The sequence below is a fragment of the Saccharibacillus deserti genome (genome assembly GCF_013618475.1).
In the GTDB taxonomy this organism is placed as follows: domain Bacteria; phylum Bacillota; class Bacilli; order Paenibacillales; family Paenibacillaceae; genus Saccharibacillus; species Saccharibacillus deserti.
In genome coordinates, this window is record NZ_JABJVN010000012.1 from 1 (window position 1) to 17,568 (window position 17,568).

The following is a 17,568-nucleotide window of genomic DNA, read 5'->3' on the forward strand; positions in this document are numbered from 1 at the left end:
GCCATTAGCTCAGTTGGTAGAGCACCTGACTTTTAATCAGGGTGTCGAAGGTTCGAGTCCTTCATGGCTCACCATTTACACTATTCGTAATTTGCGCGTGTGGCGGAATTGGCAGACGCACTAGACTTAGGATCTAGCGTCTTACGACGTGGGGGTTCAAGTCCCTCCACGCGCATTATGAAGTAAGTTTTGCGGACGTGGCTCAGCGGTAGAGCATCGCCTTGCCAAGGCGAGGGTCGCGGGTTCGATTCCCGTCGTCCGCTCCATATTTTGCGCCCTTAGCTCAGCTGGATAGAGCGTTTGACTACGAATCAAAAGGCCGGGAGTTCGAATCTCTCAGGGCGCGCCATTTTTACAAATCAATAACGGGATGTAGCTCAGCTTGGTAGAGCACCTGGTTTGGGACCAGGGGGTCGCATGTTCAAATCGTGTCATCCCGATTGCTTTTGCGGGTGTAGTTCAATGGTAGAACTCCAGCCTTCCAAGCTGGTAGCGTGGGTTCGATTCCCATCACCCGCTCCATTTTCTAAAAATAGAGACCGGAAGCGGTCTTTTTTGTTATATTCCCGGCGTTCTATGTGGACGCCATTTTGTTGTATATATTCGCTTTGTCTCTGCGCAGTTTTAAAGCGGGAATTCTTTATATCATACATAAATCCCTTCCGCTTTCATTCATAAATAAGTTCCTTGATCAGCTGGTTGTCTCCCGAAATACCGAGTCGCTTTTTCGCTATAAAGTGAAGATTTATCAAATGAATTGTTGTATGATGTGATGAAGATGTCATATCAGCAGCAAGCATGCGATGCAGACAGATAGGAGGAGTAAAATGACTGAACTGACGGTAACCGCGGGCAAAGGCAGTTCCAACAACCTGCTCAGACGCGATGTGCGGTTCCTGGGAAATATTCTTGGTGAAGTGCTTGTTCATCACAGCGGACAGGAGCTCCTGGACAAGGTGGAAAAGATTCGCGAACTGAGCAAGTCTCTTCGTGCCATCTACCTGCCGGACCTGCACGAAGAGTTTAAACGGGAAATTTATTCGCTTGATCCGGATATCCGGCATCAGGTGATTCGAGCTTTCGCCATTTATTTTCAACTCGTCAATATTGCGGAACAGAATCACCGGATTCGCAGAAAAAGAGATTATGAGCGTTCTGCCGGTGAAGCCGCGCAGCCGGGCTCGATCGAAACCTCTGTTCAGCAGTTGAAAGAACAAAACTTCTCCCCGGAAGACGTAAAAGCTTTTTTGGAAACTTTATCGCTTGAACTTGTTATGACCGCGCACCCGACCGAAGCGGTACGCCGAGTCATTTTGGATATTCATAAACGTATCGCCGCCGACGTGATGCAGCTTGACGATCCGTCTCTGACTTTCCGCGAACGCGAACAGCTGCGCGAGAAACTTCTGAATGAAGTCATTACGCTGTGGCAGACCGACGAGCTGCGGGACCGCAAGCCGACCGTACTCGACGAAGTAAGAAACGGAATGTATTACTTCCACGAGACGCTGTTCCATGTACTCCCCGATGTGTACGGAGAACTGGAACGCTGCCTTGAGAAGTATTATCCGGGCCAGGACTGGCATGTTCCGAACTATCTGCGTTTCGGTTCCTGGATCGGCGGCGACCGGGATGGCAATCCTTCGGTTACCGCGAACGTAACCTGGCAGACCCTTCAAATGCAGCGCAAGCTGGCAATCCGCGAATACCATGCCATTTTGGTCGAACTTATCCATATGCTCAGCTTCAGCAGCAGTATCGTCCATGTGACGGACGAGCTCCTGGAGTCGATCGAACGCGACCGCGAGTCGGTTACGGTGGACGCGAAATCGAACTGGCACAACGACAACGAACCTTACCGTGTCAAGCTTACCTATATGATTCGCAAGCTGGACAATATCTTGGATGAAGACAAAAAAGGCAAGCCGGAACGCTATGCGCATCCTTCCGAGCTGATCGAAGATCTCAAGATGATCGATCGAAGCCTGCGTTATCACCATGCCGATTATGTGGCTGATAGCGCAATCAAAAAGCTCGTTCGGCAGGTCGAATTGTTCGGTTTCCATACGGCAACCCTGGATATCCGTCAGCACAGCCAGGAACATGAGAAAGCCATGAGCGAGATTCTAAGCAGCATGAACATTGTTTCGAACTACGGCGAGCTTTCGGAAGATGAGAAGATCGACCTGCTGGTCGGACTTCTTGAAGATCCAAGACCTCTGACTACGCCCTACCAGACTTACAGCGATGGAACGGAAGAGTGTCTGCAGGTTTACCGAACCGTTTTTGAAGCCCAAAACGAATTCGGTCCAAACTGTATCGGCAGCTATCTGATCAGTATGGCGGAAGCATCCAGCGATATTCTCGAAGTTATGGTATTCGCCAAAGAAGTCGGGCTGTTCCGCAAACATGCCGACGGTCAAGTCGTTTGTACCCTGCAGGCGGTACCGCTGTTCGAAACGATCGGAGATCTCCAGGCCGCGAGCGGCATCATGAAAAGATTGTTCGAAATTCCGGTATACCGCGAAGCGGTGGACGCGATGAACAATCAGCAGGAAATCATGCTTGGCTATTCCGACAGCAGCAAAGACGGAGGAACCGTTGCTGCCAACTGGGAACTGCGTGTCGCGTTGAACGAGATCACGGCCATGGCCAACGAGTACGGAGTCAAACTGAAATTCTTCCACGGACGCGGAGGAGCACTTGGGCGCGGAGGAATGCCGCTTAACCGCAGCATCCTTGCCCAACCGCCTCATACGGTCGGAGCGGGAATCAAGATTACCGAACAAGGCGAAGTGCTGTCTTCCCGCTACTCGCTCAAAGGTATTGCCTATCGAAGCCTCGAACAAGCGACTTCGGCGCTGCTGACTTCTGTCGTAGCCGCTACGGATACTTCTTATATGGAAGAAGAACGCCAGTGGGAAGATATTGCGAGAAGTATTTCCGAGGCTTCGCTGAATAAGTATCAGGATCTGATCTTCCGGGATCCGGATTTCCTGTCTTTCTTCAAGGAAGCGACGCCGCTGTCGGAAATCGGAGAATTGAATATCGGTTCCCGTCCTTCCAAGCGCAAAAACAGCGACCGTTTCGAAGATCTTCGTGCGATTCCCTGGGTATTTGCCTGGACGCAGGGTCGCTACCTTGTACCCGCCTGGTATGCAGCCGGCACGGGGATCCAGAGCTTCTATCAAGGAAAGCCGGAGAATCTGGAGACGTTGAAGCAGATGTACGAAAGTTTCCCGTTCTTCACTTCTCTGATCAACTCGCTGCAGATGGCGATTGCCAAAGCTGACCTTGTCATTGCCAAGGAATATGCGTCGATGTACGGAGACGAAGAAAGCCGCAATCGGATCTTTGGTTTGATCGAAGAAGAATTCCGACTGACCAAACAGCTGATTCTCGATATTACCGGGCAGCAGGAGATTCTGGATAATGTTCCGGTGATCCAGGAATCGATCCGGCTGCGCAATCCTTATGTCGATCCGCTGAGCTATCTGCAGGTTCAACTGCTGAAAGAACTGCGCGATCTGCGGGATTCGGAAGATCCGGATGACCAGGAGCTGCTTCGCGAAGTTCTGCTGACCATCAACGGCATTGCCGCAGGACTTCGCAACACCGGCTGATCTTTTGTTTTCCAAGTGCTAAGAGTTTTGCTTAAACGCGTCTTTTCCATGGAAAAGACGCGTTTTTGTTTTGCGGAAATTGAGGAAGGCTCGAGGGATTTTTTCGCCGAGGATGTAAAGGGTTGGAAGAAGTTACAACAGCAGTGTTGCTTTTTGACGCTCCATGAATTACGATTTGAACATACGCATAAAACGGCGGTTTTACGTTGTTTGCGCAGTTATTCGGCAGGTCCGACGATGCGGGGCATACGTTTGGAGACGCCGGAAGGAATGCTTGCCTTAAAGTTGTTAAGGGGACTCCGGAAAAGAAGCGGCAGGGCGCTTCAGGTTCCCGATTCAGCGGGCTTAGTCTGGGGGAGACACGGTGGACAATCTGGAAACGAGATTGGTGAAACTTGCGCTCAAAGGGGACCAGAGAGCTTTCGCCGAAATCGTTGATCTCTATAAAGATCGAATTTTTCATCTCGCCTATCGAATGTTAAGCAACCGTCACGAAGCGGAAGATGTGGTTCAGGAAACGTTTTTGCGCGTTTACCGCAATCTCGATCGCTATGATCCCGGCCAAAAGTTCTCGACATGGATCTACCGGATCGGAACCAACCTGAGTATCGACCGCCTTCGCAAAAGAAAACCTACATATTCGCTGGACGCTGAAATAGGCGATCAGGATGGAGCGGACGGTTACGCGCTCATTCCGGGCGATAACCGAACGCCGGAGAGCGAATATATGATCTCCGAGACAAGAACGACGATTCACGAAGCGATCGACGGACTGCCTCCAAAGTACAAAACCGTGATGATTCTGCGGTATCTGCAGGAACTTTCCCTACAGGAAATCAGCGAAGTTCTCGATATGCCGGTGACTACAATCAAGACGCGCGTACACCGGGGACGCGAATTTTTACGAAAAAAACTGGAATCGCCGCAGTACTGAGCGATTTCGGTTTTTTTATGCCGCAATGATAAAAAATTACGAATTCATGAACGTGTCTAAATAAATTTGAATTAAAGTGTAATTTTGTGCTTAACTGTTGAAACTATCGCCTGCACATGGCGTATTAAGTAGAGCATAATAAGGTCAACATGAGATTTTACCGAGTTTTCACGAAAGGATATGGCCCATATGGAATGCAAACAAGCCGTCTCGTTTATGCACGATTATCTGGATGGAGACCTGCCTACGGAGCAGGCGCGCGAATTAAAAAGTCACCTAGATGCCTGTCCGGAATGCCGAGCGGCCTTTCGAAGTCTCGAAGAGACGGAGATGATGCTGTTTGCTGCAAACCGCAAGATGGATACCGCAACCGTATCCGACGATGTAACCGATCGCATCATGAGCTTTCTTCCTCAGCCCAAAAAGCACAGTCCCGCATGGAATTGGGTGCGCAGGCACCCCGCTTTGACCGCCGCGGCTGCGTTTATCCTTATTATGCTGGGCACATCGATCGGATTCTGGAACGCGGATACACAGCTTGTCGTCAAAGGCAGCGATCTCAATCGCGTTCAGGTTGAAGGGAATACCGTAATTGTTCCGGAAGGAACGGTTGTGACCGGAGACCTCACCGTAGAACGCGGCGAATTGAAGATCTACGGCGAAGTGGAAGGAAATGTAACGGTGATCGACGGATCCGCTTATCAGGCTTCTACGGCTCATGTCGCAGGCCAGGTAAAAGATATCGATCAGGCTTTCGACTGGGTCTGGTACAAACTGGGCAATATTTTTTCGGAAGTCGCCTATCGATAATCCGATCAGGCGAGATCCGGGAGCCTGTTTGGTCGGCCTGTAACTCTTGCAAAGCCTACATGTCCTTTCTGATCGCAGTAGAAACGCGGCGTCATCGTCCTATGGGCGGCGGCGCCTTTTTTGTCGAACAGGCAGTCGGCGGCTTGCAACAAAAGCATGAACGTTATAACCTATAGATATCAATCCGAATTATAATCCGGGCCGGCAGTCGGTTCCGAAGCTTGGACGGCCGGCGGATATACATAAATGCCAGCAGCCTGAGAGAGACGGAGATAACGGGGGCTTGGGCCATGATGGATTACTTTACCAACCTGAGTTGGACAGATACGGTCAAGGACGTCGTCGACGTCTTGATCGTTACTTATATTGTGTATCAATTGATTCTGCTGGTGCGCGGAACCCGGGCCGTACAGCTGCTGAAAGGTATTCTGGTGCTCGTCATTATTTGGGCAATCAGCAGTTGGCTCGATCTGTATACGTTGAAGTGGCTGATGGATCGGATGTTTACTTTTGGCGTCGTCGCGATCTTTATTATTTTCCAGCCTGAACTGCGCCGCGGACTCGAACAGCTTGGACGGGGCAAATTTGTAGGCAGGAGCAGCGTCGATGAAGAAGAAGTGGGCCAGATGATCGGCGAGCTGATGAAATCCGTCGCTTATTTGTCCCGGCGGAAGATCGGCGCCCTGATTGTTTTTGAACGGAATACCGGACTGAACGAGTATACGGAGTCGGGGATTCCGATGAAGTCCGTGGTGACATCGGAACTGCTGATCAACATTTTCACACCCAATACGCCTCTGCACGATGGAGCGGTCATTATTCAGGAACGCACGCTTTCGGCGGCGGCCTGTTATTTGCCGCTTTCCGAAAATCCTTTTATCAGCAAAGAACTCGGAACAAGGCACCGTGCGGCGATCGGGATCAGCGAAGTTGCGGATTCCGTTTCCGTCATCGTCTCGGAAGAGACGGGGCAGGTCTCGCTTGCTCTCGACGGGAAGGTAGTGCGCGATATCAGCGAGGAAGCCTTGGTATCGAAACTGTACGAGCTGCTGAAACCGAACCCGTCCGTAAGAGATAAGAAGGGCTTGTTCTGGAGAAAGAAAGGGGACGAGCCGAATGGATAAGTGGCTGGGAAACAATACCGCCGCCAAGATCATCGCGTTGGCCGTAGCCTTGATTTTGTGGGCGATGGTTCATGTGGATACCGATACCCCAACCATTACGCGCAATACGCAGGGAAATCAGACGATCGCGAACCTGGCCATCGAACCTTACGGGCTCGACGATGAAAAATATGTGATGCAGTCCGTCGTACCCCAGCGGATCAGCGTCGAAGTGGCCGGCCAGCGATCACAGATCACTTCCCTGCTTCCAAGCACCGAATACCAGGTCAAAATGGATTTGAGCCGCGTAACGGAACCGGGTCAGTATACCGTGCCGCTTCAATTTGATCCTCCGGCGGGGGTGGAACTGCTGTCGATCGAACCTTCCCGGGTAACCGTAACGATCGAAGAGAAGGTCACCCAGGAATTTAATGCGGTGATTCTGACCACAGGTGTGCCTGCAGACGGGTTTACGGAGCTTGATCCCGTATTTGAAGAAGGAAATGCCGTAAAGGTCACCCTTCCCGAGAGCGAAATGAAACAAGTGCAAAAGATTCAGGGCGAGATGAGTGTGGATGGAGCGAACGAAAGCATCTCGGGACGGGTTAAGCTGGTCGCGTATGCGAATAACGGCGAGGTGCTGGACGATGCGGTAATCGCGCCTGCGGCTATCAAAGTCCAGATACCGATCTCTTCCAACGTTTCGTCCGTCTCGTCGAAAACACTGCCTCTTAATGTGAGCTACAGCGGAGATTTGCCGGACGGGTTGGTGCTGGCGGGCGTAGAGGCCGGTGCCAACCAGGTGACGCTGTACGGACCCAAGGGAGCCCTGGAAAGGATAGATAGCTATCCTCCCGTTACTCTCGACTTGAGCGAAGTCAAAGCGGAAGGGGCTACCCGTTATAAAGAAGCTTTGGCTGCGCCCGACGGCATAGAGCGTATCGAACCTTCTTCGGTTGGATTCACGGTCAATGTCGTACCGTTCGAAGAAAAAACGATTGAGGATGTACCGGTTGCCTTAACCGGACAAACCGCCGGTACCGATGCGAAAATCACCGATCCGGCGTCGGGGAAAATGAATGTAACGGTAAAAGGGGCTCCTGGCCGTCTTGCGGGGATCACGGCCGCCGATATCGGTTTGACAGCCGATCTTAGCGGTTTGAATGCCGGCGCGCACAATGTGCGCTTGAAAGTGGAGCTTCCCGACTATATTCGAATGGACGAGGCTTCGGCTCCTTCTGTCACCGTAGAGATTGCGGCAGCTGCCGAAGAACCCAAAAAACCGGACACGCCGGTAACGACCGAGCCGGATAACGAACCTGTGCCGCCTGCCCAAGGAACCGATGAACCGGTTATCGAACCCGAACCGGCTCAGCCCGAACCCGAAGGAACGACCGAGCCGAACGGGGAAGATCCCAACAAACCCGAGCAGCCGGGGCAGGTTGAAGAGACGCCTCCGGCAGAAGGAGACGAACCGACGGTGCCCGAACAAACGGAGCCGACGGAAGAAGATCCGCAGGGCGGAGGAACAACCGTACCGGAAACCGATCCGGAACCCGGCGGCGGAACAACCGCACCCTAAAGAAGAAATTTAAGCGGCATGAATGATTATCATATTCGAATACGTCATAGAAGGACCTTGAACGGATTGTCTTTGCGGAATCGGAAGACACGGCTGAGGCAGTCAGGGCGTTTTTGAAATAAAAGGAGAACGAGATCGATATGGGAAAGTATTTCGGAACAGATGGCGTACGCGGAGTAGCAAATAAGGAACTGACAGCCGAGTTGGCTTATAAGATCGGCCGTTGTGGAGGTTACGTGTTGGCGGGGGAAGTCGAAAAGCCGACTGTGCTGATCGGGATGGACACGCGGATTTCGGGCCTCATGCTGGAATCTGCCCTGATCGCGGGTCTGCTGTCGATCGGTGCGAACGTGGTCCGGCTTGGAGTCGTCTCGACGCCGGCGGTGGCTTACCTCACCCGTACGATGAAGGCGGACGCGGGCGTTATGATCTCGGCTTCGCACAACCCGGTTGAAGATAACGGCATCAAGTTCTTCGGCGGAGACGGTTTCAAGCTGTCGGACGAAACGGAACTGCGTATCGAAGCCCTGATGGATGCCGAGACCGACGAACTGCCGCGTCCGGTAGGATCCGGACTCGGAACCGTGACCAACGACGACGCTTCGAAGTTCGTCTACCTGGATTACCTGAAAACGACGGTACAGCAGTCGTTCAAGGGCCTTAAGGTGGTTTTGGACTGCGCGCACGGTTCCGCTTACGAACTGGCACCGCGTCTGTTCCGCGAACTGGGAGCGGAAGTTATTGCTATCGGCGCCGAACCGAACGGTCTGAATATCAATGATCATGTCGGTTCCACCCATCCGGAAACGCTGCGCGAAGAAGTGCTGAAACACGGAGCGCAGATCGGTCTGGCTTTTGACGGCGATGCCGATCGCCTGATTGCCATCGACGACAAAGGCGACGTTGTGGACGGCGACTTTATTCTGTGTATCTGCGGCGATGCGATGAACCGTGCGGGCAAACTGAACGGCAGTACAATCGTGACAACCGTCATGAGCAATATCGGCTTCTACAAAGCGACGGAAAAGCTGGGTCTTAACACGCTGAAAACGGCCGTAGGCGACCGTTACGTGATGGAAGAGATGCGCAAAGGCGGTTACAACCTGGGCGGAGAACAGTCGGGACATGTGATCTTCCTGGATCACAATACGACAGGCGACGGCATGCTGACCGCTATCCAGCTGGTCGATACGCTTGCGGCGTCCGGCAAGCCGCTGAGCGAAGTAAAAACAATGATGCGCCAGTATCCGCAGCTGCTCGTCAATGTGCGTGTACAGGACAAGCGCAATTACGAAGGCAATGAAGCGATTCTGGCGGCCGTTGAAGCTGTGGAACGCGAATTGGGCAGCGAAGGCCGCGTCTTGGTTCGTCCTTCCGGGACGGAAGCGCTGATCCGCGTGATGGCGGAAGGACCGGATGAGAACCAGCTGGACCGGGTAGTGGGCCAAATCGCCGATGTGGTGCGCAGCGAACTCGTTTAACCCTCTGCCGAAAAACCGGAAAACGCCCGAGTTGTAAACCGACTCGGTATGTCATATAATGTGGAGGTGCCCGCTTGCGTTCAGGCGGGCACCTTTTATTATTGCAAGATGGACTGCATAAGTCCGACTCCTGTACAGAAAGCGAGGATTGTGAGGTAGGGATTCAACAAGCGCCAGAGCTTGGGCGCCGGACCGGAACGCCGAAGGACGAAAGTCCGACGGGGATGAGCGGCTCAAGCTGACGAGGTGGAGGTGTTCGAAATATTCGGCGGGGACCTCCCGGTACTGCATCAAACCGTAAGCGAATCTCGAAAAACGGACAGGCGACTGGCCGCACAAACGAATTCGCGGGTGCTTAATCAACGGGCTTTTCGTGTGGCAGGTCCAAACGCGAAAGCTTACATGGCGGATAAAAGCGAGAAGCCGAGGCTTCGAAGCGTCCGTTTTTTGAAAAATCAAACGATCGGCGGGAGTAGTCTGCCTTCCAGAGAGCCGTCCGTCCAAATGGGACGGACGGCTCCCCAAGATGTTTTCTTTTCGAACCGTAAGCTTTTTTGCTTTGGCCTACCGCTCAAGCCCGAAGATTTCAACCCAAATCATGAGCGGAGGAAATATATATTATGTGTGGAATCGTAGGGTACATTGGAGCAAGAAATACGCAGGACGTCCTGATCGAAGGTCTCTCTAAGCTTGAATACCGCGGGTATGACTCGGCGGGAATCGCCGTATATACAAACGAAGGTCTGCGTGTTACAAAAGCGTTGGGCCGTCTGGTTAACCTGGAAAACAAGCTGGAAACGGCTCCTTTGGTCGGTTCGGTCGGTATCGGACATACCCGTTGGGCAACGCACGGCAAGCCTTCGGATGTGAACTCCCACCCGCATACGGATGTCACGCAGAAATTCTCGGTTGTACACAACGGCATTATCGAGAACTATCTGGAGCTCAAGGACGAGCTGATCGCAAGCGGCGTCGAATTCGTTTCCGAAACGGATACGGAAGTCATTTCCCACCTGGTGGCGCGCGAGTACAACGGCGACATCGTGGAAGCTGTCCAAAAAACGATCAAGCATCTGCGCGGCGCATTTGCGCTCGGCGTGCTGACCGAATATGAACCGGACCGCATCGTAGCGGTTCGCCATGCAAGCCCTCTGATCATTGGAATCGGCGAAAACGAAAACTTCATCGGTTCGGACATTCCGGCCATCTTGAAGTATACCCGCAACGTCTTCATCCTGAACGACGGCGAAATGGCACTTCTGACCCGCGACAGCGTCAAACTGATGACGATCGAAGGCAATACGATTACCCGGGAAATGACGTACATCGAATGGGATGCGGTAACTGCGGAAAAAGGCGGCTACGAGCATTTCATGCACAAGGAAATTCATGAGCAGCCTAGAGCTTATCAGGATACGATGCGCGGACGCGTAGACGAAACCGGCAAAAGAGTCGTGCTGCCGGACTTCCATATGACGGACGAGCAGATCAAAAACATCCGCAACGTGCAGATCATCGCCTGCGGTACGGCTTACCATGCAGGTCTCGTAGGACGTACGGTACTCGAGCGTCTGGTACGCATTCCGGTTGAAACGGATGTCGCTTCCGAATACCGTTACCGTTCGCCGATCATCACTCCGGAAACGCTGGTTATCGTGGTCAGCCAATCGGGCGAAACGGCGGATACGCTGGCAGCTCTGCGCGAAGCGCATGCCAACGGCGCACACGTTCTGGCGATTACGAATGTAGTCGGCAGTTCGATCGCACGCGACGCGGATGACGTAATTGCCACGCTGGCCGGACCGGAAATCGCCGTGGCTTCGACCAAGGCGTATACGTCCCAGCTGATCGCATTCTACCTGCTGGGTCTGTACTTCGCACAGGTACGCGGTACACAGACGGAAGCTCAGGTAGCCGAGACGCTGGCGGCCATGCAGGCTCTGCCGGAACAAGTCGAGTCGATTCTGGCCCGCGAAGGCGAAGCGAAAGAGCATGCGGAGAACTTCTCTTCCCAGAAGCACCTGTTCTTCATCGGACGCGGTCTGGACTATGCGGCTGCTCAAGAAGGTTCGCTGAAGCTCAAAGAGATCTCGTACATCCATTCCGAAGCTTATGCAGCCGGCGAACTGAAGCACGGTACGCTTGCCCTGATCGAAGAAGGCGTACCGGTTATCGCGCTGGCGACCGAACAGGCCCTGATCGAGAAAACGGTCAGCAACATCAAGGAAGTCAAAGCCCGCGGCGGCGTCGTTCTGACGATCTGCTACGAAGAAGATGCGAAGGAACTGATGAAGTCGGTCGATTCCGTATTCACGATTCCGAAGACACTGCCGCTTCTGACGGCTTCGCTGTCCGTGGTCGCTCTTCAACTGCTGTCGTACTATGCTTCCCTGGCTCTCGGCCTGGATGTCGACAAGCCGCGTAACCTGGCGAAAAGCGTAACGGTCGAGTAAGAAATCGGCTTTAGCGGACTTTCTCCAAGCCAATAAATCAATAGGCAAAAGGACGCTCCGGTGGATAACCGGGGCGTCCTTTTTTTGTTCCAAACTGTGCTTTATCGCGGTTGGGCGGCCCAATTATCTTTGTGCACGGCTTCCGTGCCGGCCTCCAACGCTTCCTCGTAATAGGCACATTTGTGTTCGATCACTTTCATCGTTTCGACCAGAGCGGCCATATGGGCTTCCACCACCGCTTTGCGTTCCTGGAACATGTTATGGCGCTGCTGCAGCGTCGAGTCGCCTTCGGAACACCAGTCGATGAATGTCTTGATTTCCTTGATCGGCATACCGGTCGATTTGAGGCAGTCCACAATTTTGAGAGAGGCGATATCGGATTCTTTGAAAAAGCGCGTGCCGCTGGCGTTGCGTTCCAGGAAAGGCATCAGGCCTTCTTTGTCATAATAGCGCAGGGCGTAGGGAGTCAGGTTCAGGACTTTTGCAGCCTGGCCGATCGAGTAGGTTTTCATGGGATTCTCCTGTCTGTACAAGCTCGACTTCGAGTTAACTCTAGCATGGGATCTGGTTGAAATCTTATCATCGGGTCGGAAAGATGTCAAAGCAAACGCTATTCGCGAAAATTGCCGCTTGACTTAGAGTTAACTGTAAGGTTTAGCATGGAGTCAGAACCAATTCCATTACCCACATCACAGGAGGTTTTTTATGATAACCGCGAATGCAAAAGCTGTCCATGGAGCGGACCAGCCGTTCACAAGCACCGAAATTGAACGTCGGGATCTGAAAGCCCAAGATGTACTGATCGAAATCAAATATGCAGGGATCTGTCATTCCGATATTCACAGCGCACGCGGCGAATGGGGACCTGTTCAATATCCGTTTGTACCGGGACACGAAATTGCCGGAATCGTATCGCAGGTCGGACCGGAAGTCACCAAATACGCGGTCGGCGATCGGGTCGGCGTTGGCTGTATGGTCGATTCCTGCGGCAAATGTGCGCATTGCCACGATGGCGAAGAGCAGTACTGCGAAGAAGGCATGACCGGTACGTACGGATCGGTCGATCGCTACGGCCAATACACACAGGGCGGCTACGCGACGCATATCGTAGTTACGCAGGACTTTGTCGTGCGGATTCCGGACGCGCTGGAACTTGACGCGGCAGCTCCGCTGCTGTGCGCCGGTATCACGACGTACTCGCCTCTGCGCCACTGGGGAGCGGCTCCCGGCAAAAAGATCGCCGTCGTGGGTCTTGGCGGTCTCGGACATATGGCGGTCAAATTGGCACATGCCATGGGCGCCGAAGTGACGGTTCTGTCCCAATCCCTCAAAAAGAAAGAAGACGGCTTGAAGCTTGGAGCCAGCCATTATTATGCGACAAGCGACGAAGAAACGTTCAAGACGCTGGCGAACTCGTTCGATCTGATCATCAATACGGTAAGCGCCAAGATCGATATCAACGCTTATCTGTCGCTGCTTGCGGTAGACGGTACGCTGGTGAATGTCGGCGCTCCTTCGGAGCCGCTGCCGGTTCAAGTGTTCTCGCTGATTCCGAAGCGCCGTTCGTTCGCGGGCTCCTCGATCGGCGGTATTCGCGAAACGCAGGAAATGCTGGACTTCTGCGCCGAGCACGGCATTAAGCCTGAGATCGAAGTCATTTCCGCCGACCGGATCGACGAAGCCTGGGAGCGCGTCATGGCTTCCGACGTCAAATACAGATTCGTGATCGATATTTCCACCCTGTAAAAAGTTCGAAAACCCCGACAACCTTAGGCGTTGTCGGGGTTTTTTGGTATTAAAAATTCTTTGTCCGAAAATTATCCATAGAGATGAAAAAGCTGAAACGCCAACAAAAAACAAGTATAATGGAAGCGGGATTAAACTTACAAAATAAACCAGCCAAGTGCTTTATACCGTTAAAAAAGGAGAGAAACGATTGAATATGTGCAAGTCCGATTCCGGCTATGGCGAACCCACAGCCCAATTCCGTTGGTTCAGGCGGTCCGGACGATTCTGGCTGGTGCTGCTCTGGATAACGGCGACGGTCCTGCTGGCTGCGCCTTCGCACGGGCTTATGGATGTCGGACGGGTGTCTGTCGGCCCGAATGATCCGAATATCCGTTATACGGGACGCTGGGAGGCCTCGGGAACGGACACGTACCGGGGATATTGGTCCGGAACGTCGCTGACGACGGCTTTTACGGGCACAAGCGTAAGACTCAAACTCGGTTATGCAGCTCCTCCCGCCGGATCCGATCTGTTCGTATCGATTGACGGAGGTCCTTACAATTTGTACAAAAACGCTTCGGGCACAGTCAATCTAACGCCTTCTCCATTGGGAAAAGGCGAGCATACGCTGACGTTGGTTACCCGAAATATCCGGGATGTGGCCGTTTTCAAAGGGCTGCTGCTCGATAAAGACGCCTACACGGTCGCTCCTCCGGAACGGGGACGCCTGATCGAATTCATTGGCGATTCGATTACCGTCGGGTACAAGACGCCGAACGTTTCGATCGAATCCTATGCCTGGCTCACCGGCGAGCGCCTGAACGCGGACCATACGCAGATTGCTTATACGGGGATGTGCCTCACGGACGGCGTTTCCTGCAACGGGCTGCCTCCTTCCGGAATGAGCGAGCAGTATTTCCGGCTTCAGCCGCTCGATTATGCGGACTCGCCGCCGTGGAAGGTTGACGCGGCTCGGCAGCCCGATGCGGTTGTGATCAATCTGGGAACGAACGATGAACGCGCCCGGGTTGCCGGTTCTACGTTCCAAAGCGCCTATACCGGTTTCCTAAAGCGGCTGCGCAGCATTTATCCGCAGACGGAGCTGATCGTCATCCGTCCTTTGAACGGCTATATGGACAAAGAGACACAGGAAGCGGCGCTTCTTCGCCAGAAAGCCGGCGACCAGCGGGTGCATCTCATTTCGACGGAAAGCTGGTTGGCTCCGGATACGGGCGATTATACGGATGCGCTGCATCCTTCCGTACAGGGAAACGTCAAAATGGCCGATAAGCTTGTGCCCGAACTGCAGCGAATACTCGGCTGGTGAACGTGGTATAATAGCGGATAACGGCATGGAGGGGAAGACATGATATTGGTCAGTTCCTGCCTGGCAGGGTTTGCGGTCCGCTACAATGGTACGGACAGTCTGAAAGAGAGTGTGCGGAAGCTGCTTGAGTCAGGCGAAGCGATGGCGGTCTGCCCGGAATTGATGGGCGGATTTGCGATACCTCGCGAACCGGCGGAGATTGTGGGCGGCAGCGGAGACGATGTGCTGGACGGACGCGCACGCGTCGTCGAACGTTCCGGAACGGATGTTACGGAGCTGTATCTGCGCGGAGCGCAGCTGACGCTCGACAAAGCGCGGGAAGTCGGGGCGCATACCGTGATTCTCAAAGAAAACAGCCCGTCGTGCGGCAGTGCCGCCATCTATAACGGGGAATTTGCAGGCGTCAGGATCGCCGGACACGGCGTGACGTCGGCGCTGCTGCGGCGGCATGGAGTACAAGTGCAGTCGGAACGCGATTACCGGCAGGCATCCTATTTTACATTCAAAGGAGAACAAGCATGATAGCCAAAACGGAACAGGAAATCGAAGGACTAAAAAAAATCGGACGGATCGTAGCGCTTATCCGGGACGAACTGAAAGAAATGACCAAACCCGGCGTACGCACGATCGATCTGGATCGCCGCGCCGCCGAATTGTTTGAAGAACACGGCGCTATCTCGGCCCCGAAATCGACTTATGATTTCCCGGGCTATACCTGCATCAGCGTCAATGAAGAAGTGGCTCACGGCATCCCGGGAGAACGCGTCATTCAGGAAGGCGATCTTGTAAACGTGGACGTGTCCGCTTCCTGCGACGGTTACTTTGCCGATACGGGAGTCTCGTTTGTTGTCGGACAGGGCGATCCGCGTCTGGTTACGCTGTGCGAAGCGTCCGTGCTGGCATTCGAAGCGGGAGCCGCGAAGATCAAAGCCGGTTCCAAGCGCAACAACGCAGGCAAAGCGGCTTACAATGTGGCACGCCAACACGGGTTCAATATTATCGAGACGCTGACGGGGCATGGGATCGGCACTTCGCTGCACGACGAGCCGGAATATATCCTGAGCTACTACGACCCGACCGATACCGATCTGTGGAAAGACGGTTCGGTAATCGCGTTCGAGCCGTTCGTGTCGACGAATGCGCGCGAAGTGTTCGAAGACGCGAACGACGGCTGGACGCTCCGCGCGGACGACGGCAGTTTCGTCGCCCAATACGAACACACGATGATCGTCACCAAGGGCGCGCCGATCATCCTGACGAAGTAGGGCGATATGGGAAAATGGACGGCAACCCGCCTGTTTAACGAAGCGCTTCGTCTGCGCGAAGCTTCCGGGGCGGAAGAAGCCTATCTGTTCGTGCGCGAATACACCGAAGCAGACAGGCTGTCGGGGCAGGCCGATGCCCGGCAGATGAATCTGCTGTATGCGCTGGCCGCCGCTGCCGGCCGCGAAGACGAAGCGTTTGCGCTGCTGCGCGAAGCCGTTCAGGAACGCGGTTTCTGGTATCCGGCGGACTATCTGCTGGAAGACGACGATCTGGACACGCTGCGCGGGCGCGAAGGATTTGCGGAACTCGCGGATCTGAGCGGGCGGGGCGAAGAAGCGGCGCTGGCAGGCGAAGCTCCGGCGCTGACGGTATTGTATCCGGAAGCTCCGGCTTCCTCGGTTGATCCGAAGCCGGAAGCCGATGCGATCGCGGCAGCGGACCGGCGCGAAGAGGCCTCCGGTCCGCTGCTGCTCGTGCTGCACGGCGATCAGGAGAACGAGAGCGACGCGGAGCCTTTTTGGAGAGCCGCTCTCGCGGCCGGCTGGACGGTCGGACTGGTGCGTTCTTCGCAGATCCGGTTTTCGGATACTTTCGGATGGGACGATATCGACCTGGGCGCGGCGGAGCTGCGCGAACATCTGCTGGATCTTCGGGGAGAGACTCCCGGAGAAGGGGCCGCTCCCGTGGTGCTGGGCGCTTTTTCGGCCGGAGCGGAAGTAGCGCTGAACGCGCTGCTGCACGACGAGTTTCCGGCGGACGGTCTGGTGCTGGTTTCTCCATGGCTGGATGAACCCGGCGAGTGGATCGGCGCGCTGGACCGGCTGGAAGAGCGGACGCCTCGCAGCGTGCTGATCGCGGGCGAAGCGGACGAAGAAGGCCGCGAATCCGCCGAAGCGATGTCACAGGCGATGCAGGAAGCCGGTCTGGAATGCCGGTTGGAGATCGTGCCCGGCATGGAGCACGATTACCCGGAAGACTTTGCCAAGCGGCTGCTTGACGCTCTGGCCTGGATCATCCGGGCGTAGGAGAGTCTTGACGCCGTCCGGAAAGTGGCTGCGATGCTTGCGAATGTCGGCCGAACAGGCGATACTGCCGATCGACAGGGCAGCGTCTATAAGCGGTTAGAAAGTTCGGATTATTCGAATTAACGGTTTACCGCAGTGAAGCAACAGAAATAATCGTTGACAGCGCTGTTCAAGCCCGGTATATTGGTTGGAAAATCGTTGGACCCGGCAGGAACAGAAAAAGTGTTTCCGAGGCG

Annotated in this window: 13 protein-coding genes and 5 tRNA genes; 17 read left to right on the forward strand and 1 reads right to left on the reverse strand. The window is 54.1% G+C overall.

Translation table 11 applies throughout. The features are described from left to right. The first annotated feature begins 93 nt into the window (after positions 1-93). The 12 genes from HOP44_RS21225 to glmS all read left to right on the forward strand — a co-directional run bounded on the left by HOP44_RS21225 (position 94) and on the right by glmS (position 11,986). Positions 94-175 (forward strand) — tRNA-Leu (locus HOP44_RS21225). Between the two features lie 16 nt (positions 176-191). After that, positions 192-266 (forward strand) — tRNA-Gly (locus HOP44_RS21230). Positions 267-272: 6 nt separating this feature from the next. Further along, positions 273-349: transfer RNA gene (locus HOP44_RS21235), tRNA-Arg, on the forward strand. A 17-nt stretch (positions 350-366) separates the two neighbouring features. Continuing rightward, positions 367-440: transfer RNA gene (locus HOP44_RS21240), tRNA-Pro, on the forward strand. Positions 441-448: 8 nt separating this feature from the next. Further along, a tRNA-Gly gene (locus HOP44_RS21245) sits at positions 449-522 on the forward strand. Positions 523-827: 305 nt separating this feature from the next. Next, positions 828-3,623, forward strand: a complete 2,796-nt coding sequence (ppc, locus tag HOP44_RS21250) for a phosphoenolpyruvate carboxylase (protein WP_172257192.1) — start codon at positions 828-830, stop codon at positions 3,621-3,623. A gap of 364 nt (positions 3,624-3,987) precedes the next feature. After that, a complete protein-coding gene (sigW, locus tag HOP44_RS21255) occupies positions 3,988-4,557 on the forward strand; it encodes an RNA polymerase sigma factor SigW (RefSeq protein WP_172197163.1) in 570 nt (189 codons plus the stop codon). A gap of 189 nt (positions 4,558-4,746) precedes the next feature. Then, entirely contained in the window at positions 4,747-5,367 is a 621-nt protein-coding gene (locus tag HOP44_RS21260) for a zf-HC2 domain-containing protein (RefSeq protein ID WP_172197160.1), read from the forward strand. A gap of 290 nt (positions 5,368-5,657) precedes the next feature. Next, a complete protein-coding gene (gene cdaA, locus HOP44_RS21265) occupies positions 5,658-6,491 on the forward strand; it encodes a diadenylate cyclase CdaA (protein ID WP_172257194.1) in 834 nt (277 codons plus the stop codon). After that, complete coding sequence (locus HOP44_RS21270) at positions 6,484-8,052, forward strand: CdaR family protein (protein ID WP_172257196.1); 1,569 nt, start codon at positions 6,484-6,486, stop codon at positions 8,050-8,052. The genes cdaA and HOP44_RS21270 overlap by 8 nt, the downstream gene beginning before the upstream one ends. Positions 8,053-8,192: 140 nt before the next feature. After that, positions 8,193-9,533 (forward strand): phosphoglucosamine mutase, encoded by a 1,341-nt coding sequence (glmM, locus tag HOP44_RS21275; protein WP_172257198.1) that lies wholly within the window; start codon positions 8,193-8,195, stop codon positions 9,531-9,533. Positions 9,534-10,153: 620 nt separating this feature from the next. After that, positions 10,154-11,986, forward strand: a complete 1,833-nt coding sequence (gene glmS / locus HOP44_RS21280; protein WP_172257200.1) for a glutamine--fructose-6-phosphate transaminase (isomerizing) — start codon at positions 10,154-10,156, stop codon at positions 11,984-11,986. A gap of 101 nt (positions 11,987-12,087) precedes the next feature. Here the strand turns inward: glmS and HOP44_RS21285 are convergent, their stop codons facing one another. Then, a complete protein-coding gene (locus HOP44_RS21285; RefSeq protein ID WP_172257202.1) occupies positions 12,088-12,498 on the reverse strand; it encodes a MerR family transcriptional regulator in 411 nt (136 codons plus the stop codon). Between the two features lie 193 nt (positions 12,499-12,691). On the opposite strand from HOP44_RS21285, the gene HOP44_RS21290 reads away from it, so the two are divergent. The 5 genes from HOP44_RS21290 (at position 12,692) to HOP44_RS21310 (ending at position 17,332) form a co-directional block, all read left to right on the forward strand. After that, positions 12,692-13,732, forward strand: a complete 1,041-nt coding sequence (locus tag HOP44_RS21290; RefSeq protein ID WP_172197142.1) for an NAD(P)-dependent alcohol dehydrogenase — start codon at positions 12,692-12,694, stop codon at positions 13,730-13,732. 196 nt (positions 13,733-13,928) lie between these two features. After that, the gene (locus tag HOP44_RS21295) at positions 13,929-15,041 is read left to right on the forward strand and encodes an SGNH/GDSL hydrolase family protein (protein ID WP_246370010.1); all 1,113 of its coding nucleotides are present in this window, start codon (positions 13,929-13,931) and stop codon (positions 15,039-15,041) included. Between the two features lie 39 nt (positions 15,042-15,080). Then, the gene (locus HOP44_RS21300; RefSeq protein ID WP_172257206.1) at positions 15,081-15,563 is read left to right on the forward strand and encodes a 2-thiouracil desulfurase family protein; all 483 of its coding nucleotides are present in this window, start codon (positions 15,081-15,083) and stop codon (positions 15,561-15,563) included. Then, positions 15,560-16,306, forward strand: a complete 747-nt coding sequence (gene map / locus HOP44_RS21305; protein WP_172257208.1) for a type I methionyl aminopeptidase — start codon at positions 15,560-15,562, stop codon at positions 16,304-16,306. The genes HOP44_RS21300 and map overlap by 4 nt, the downstream gene beginning before the upstream one ends. A gap of 6 nt (positions 16,307-16,312) precedes the next feature. After that, a complete protein-coding gene (locus HOP44_RS21310; RefSeq protein ID WP_172257210.1) occupies positions 16,313-17,332 on the forward strand; it encodes an alpha/beta hydrolase in 1,020 nt (339 codons plus the stop codon). Positions 17,333-17,568 lie beyond the last annotated feature (236 nt).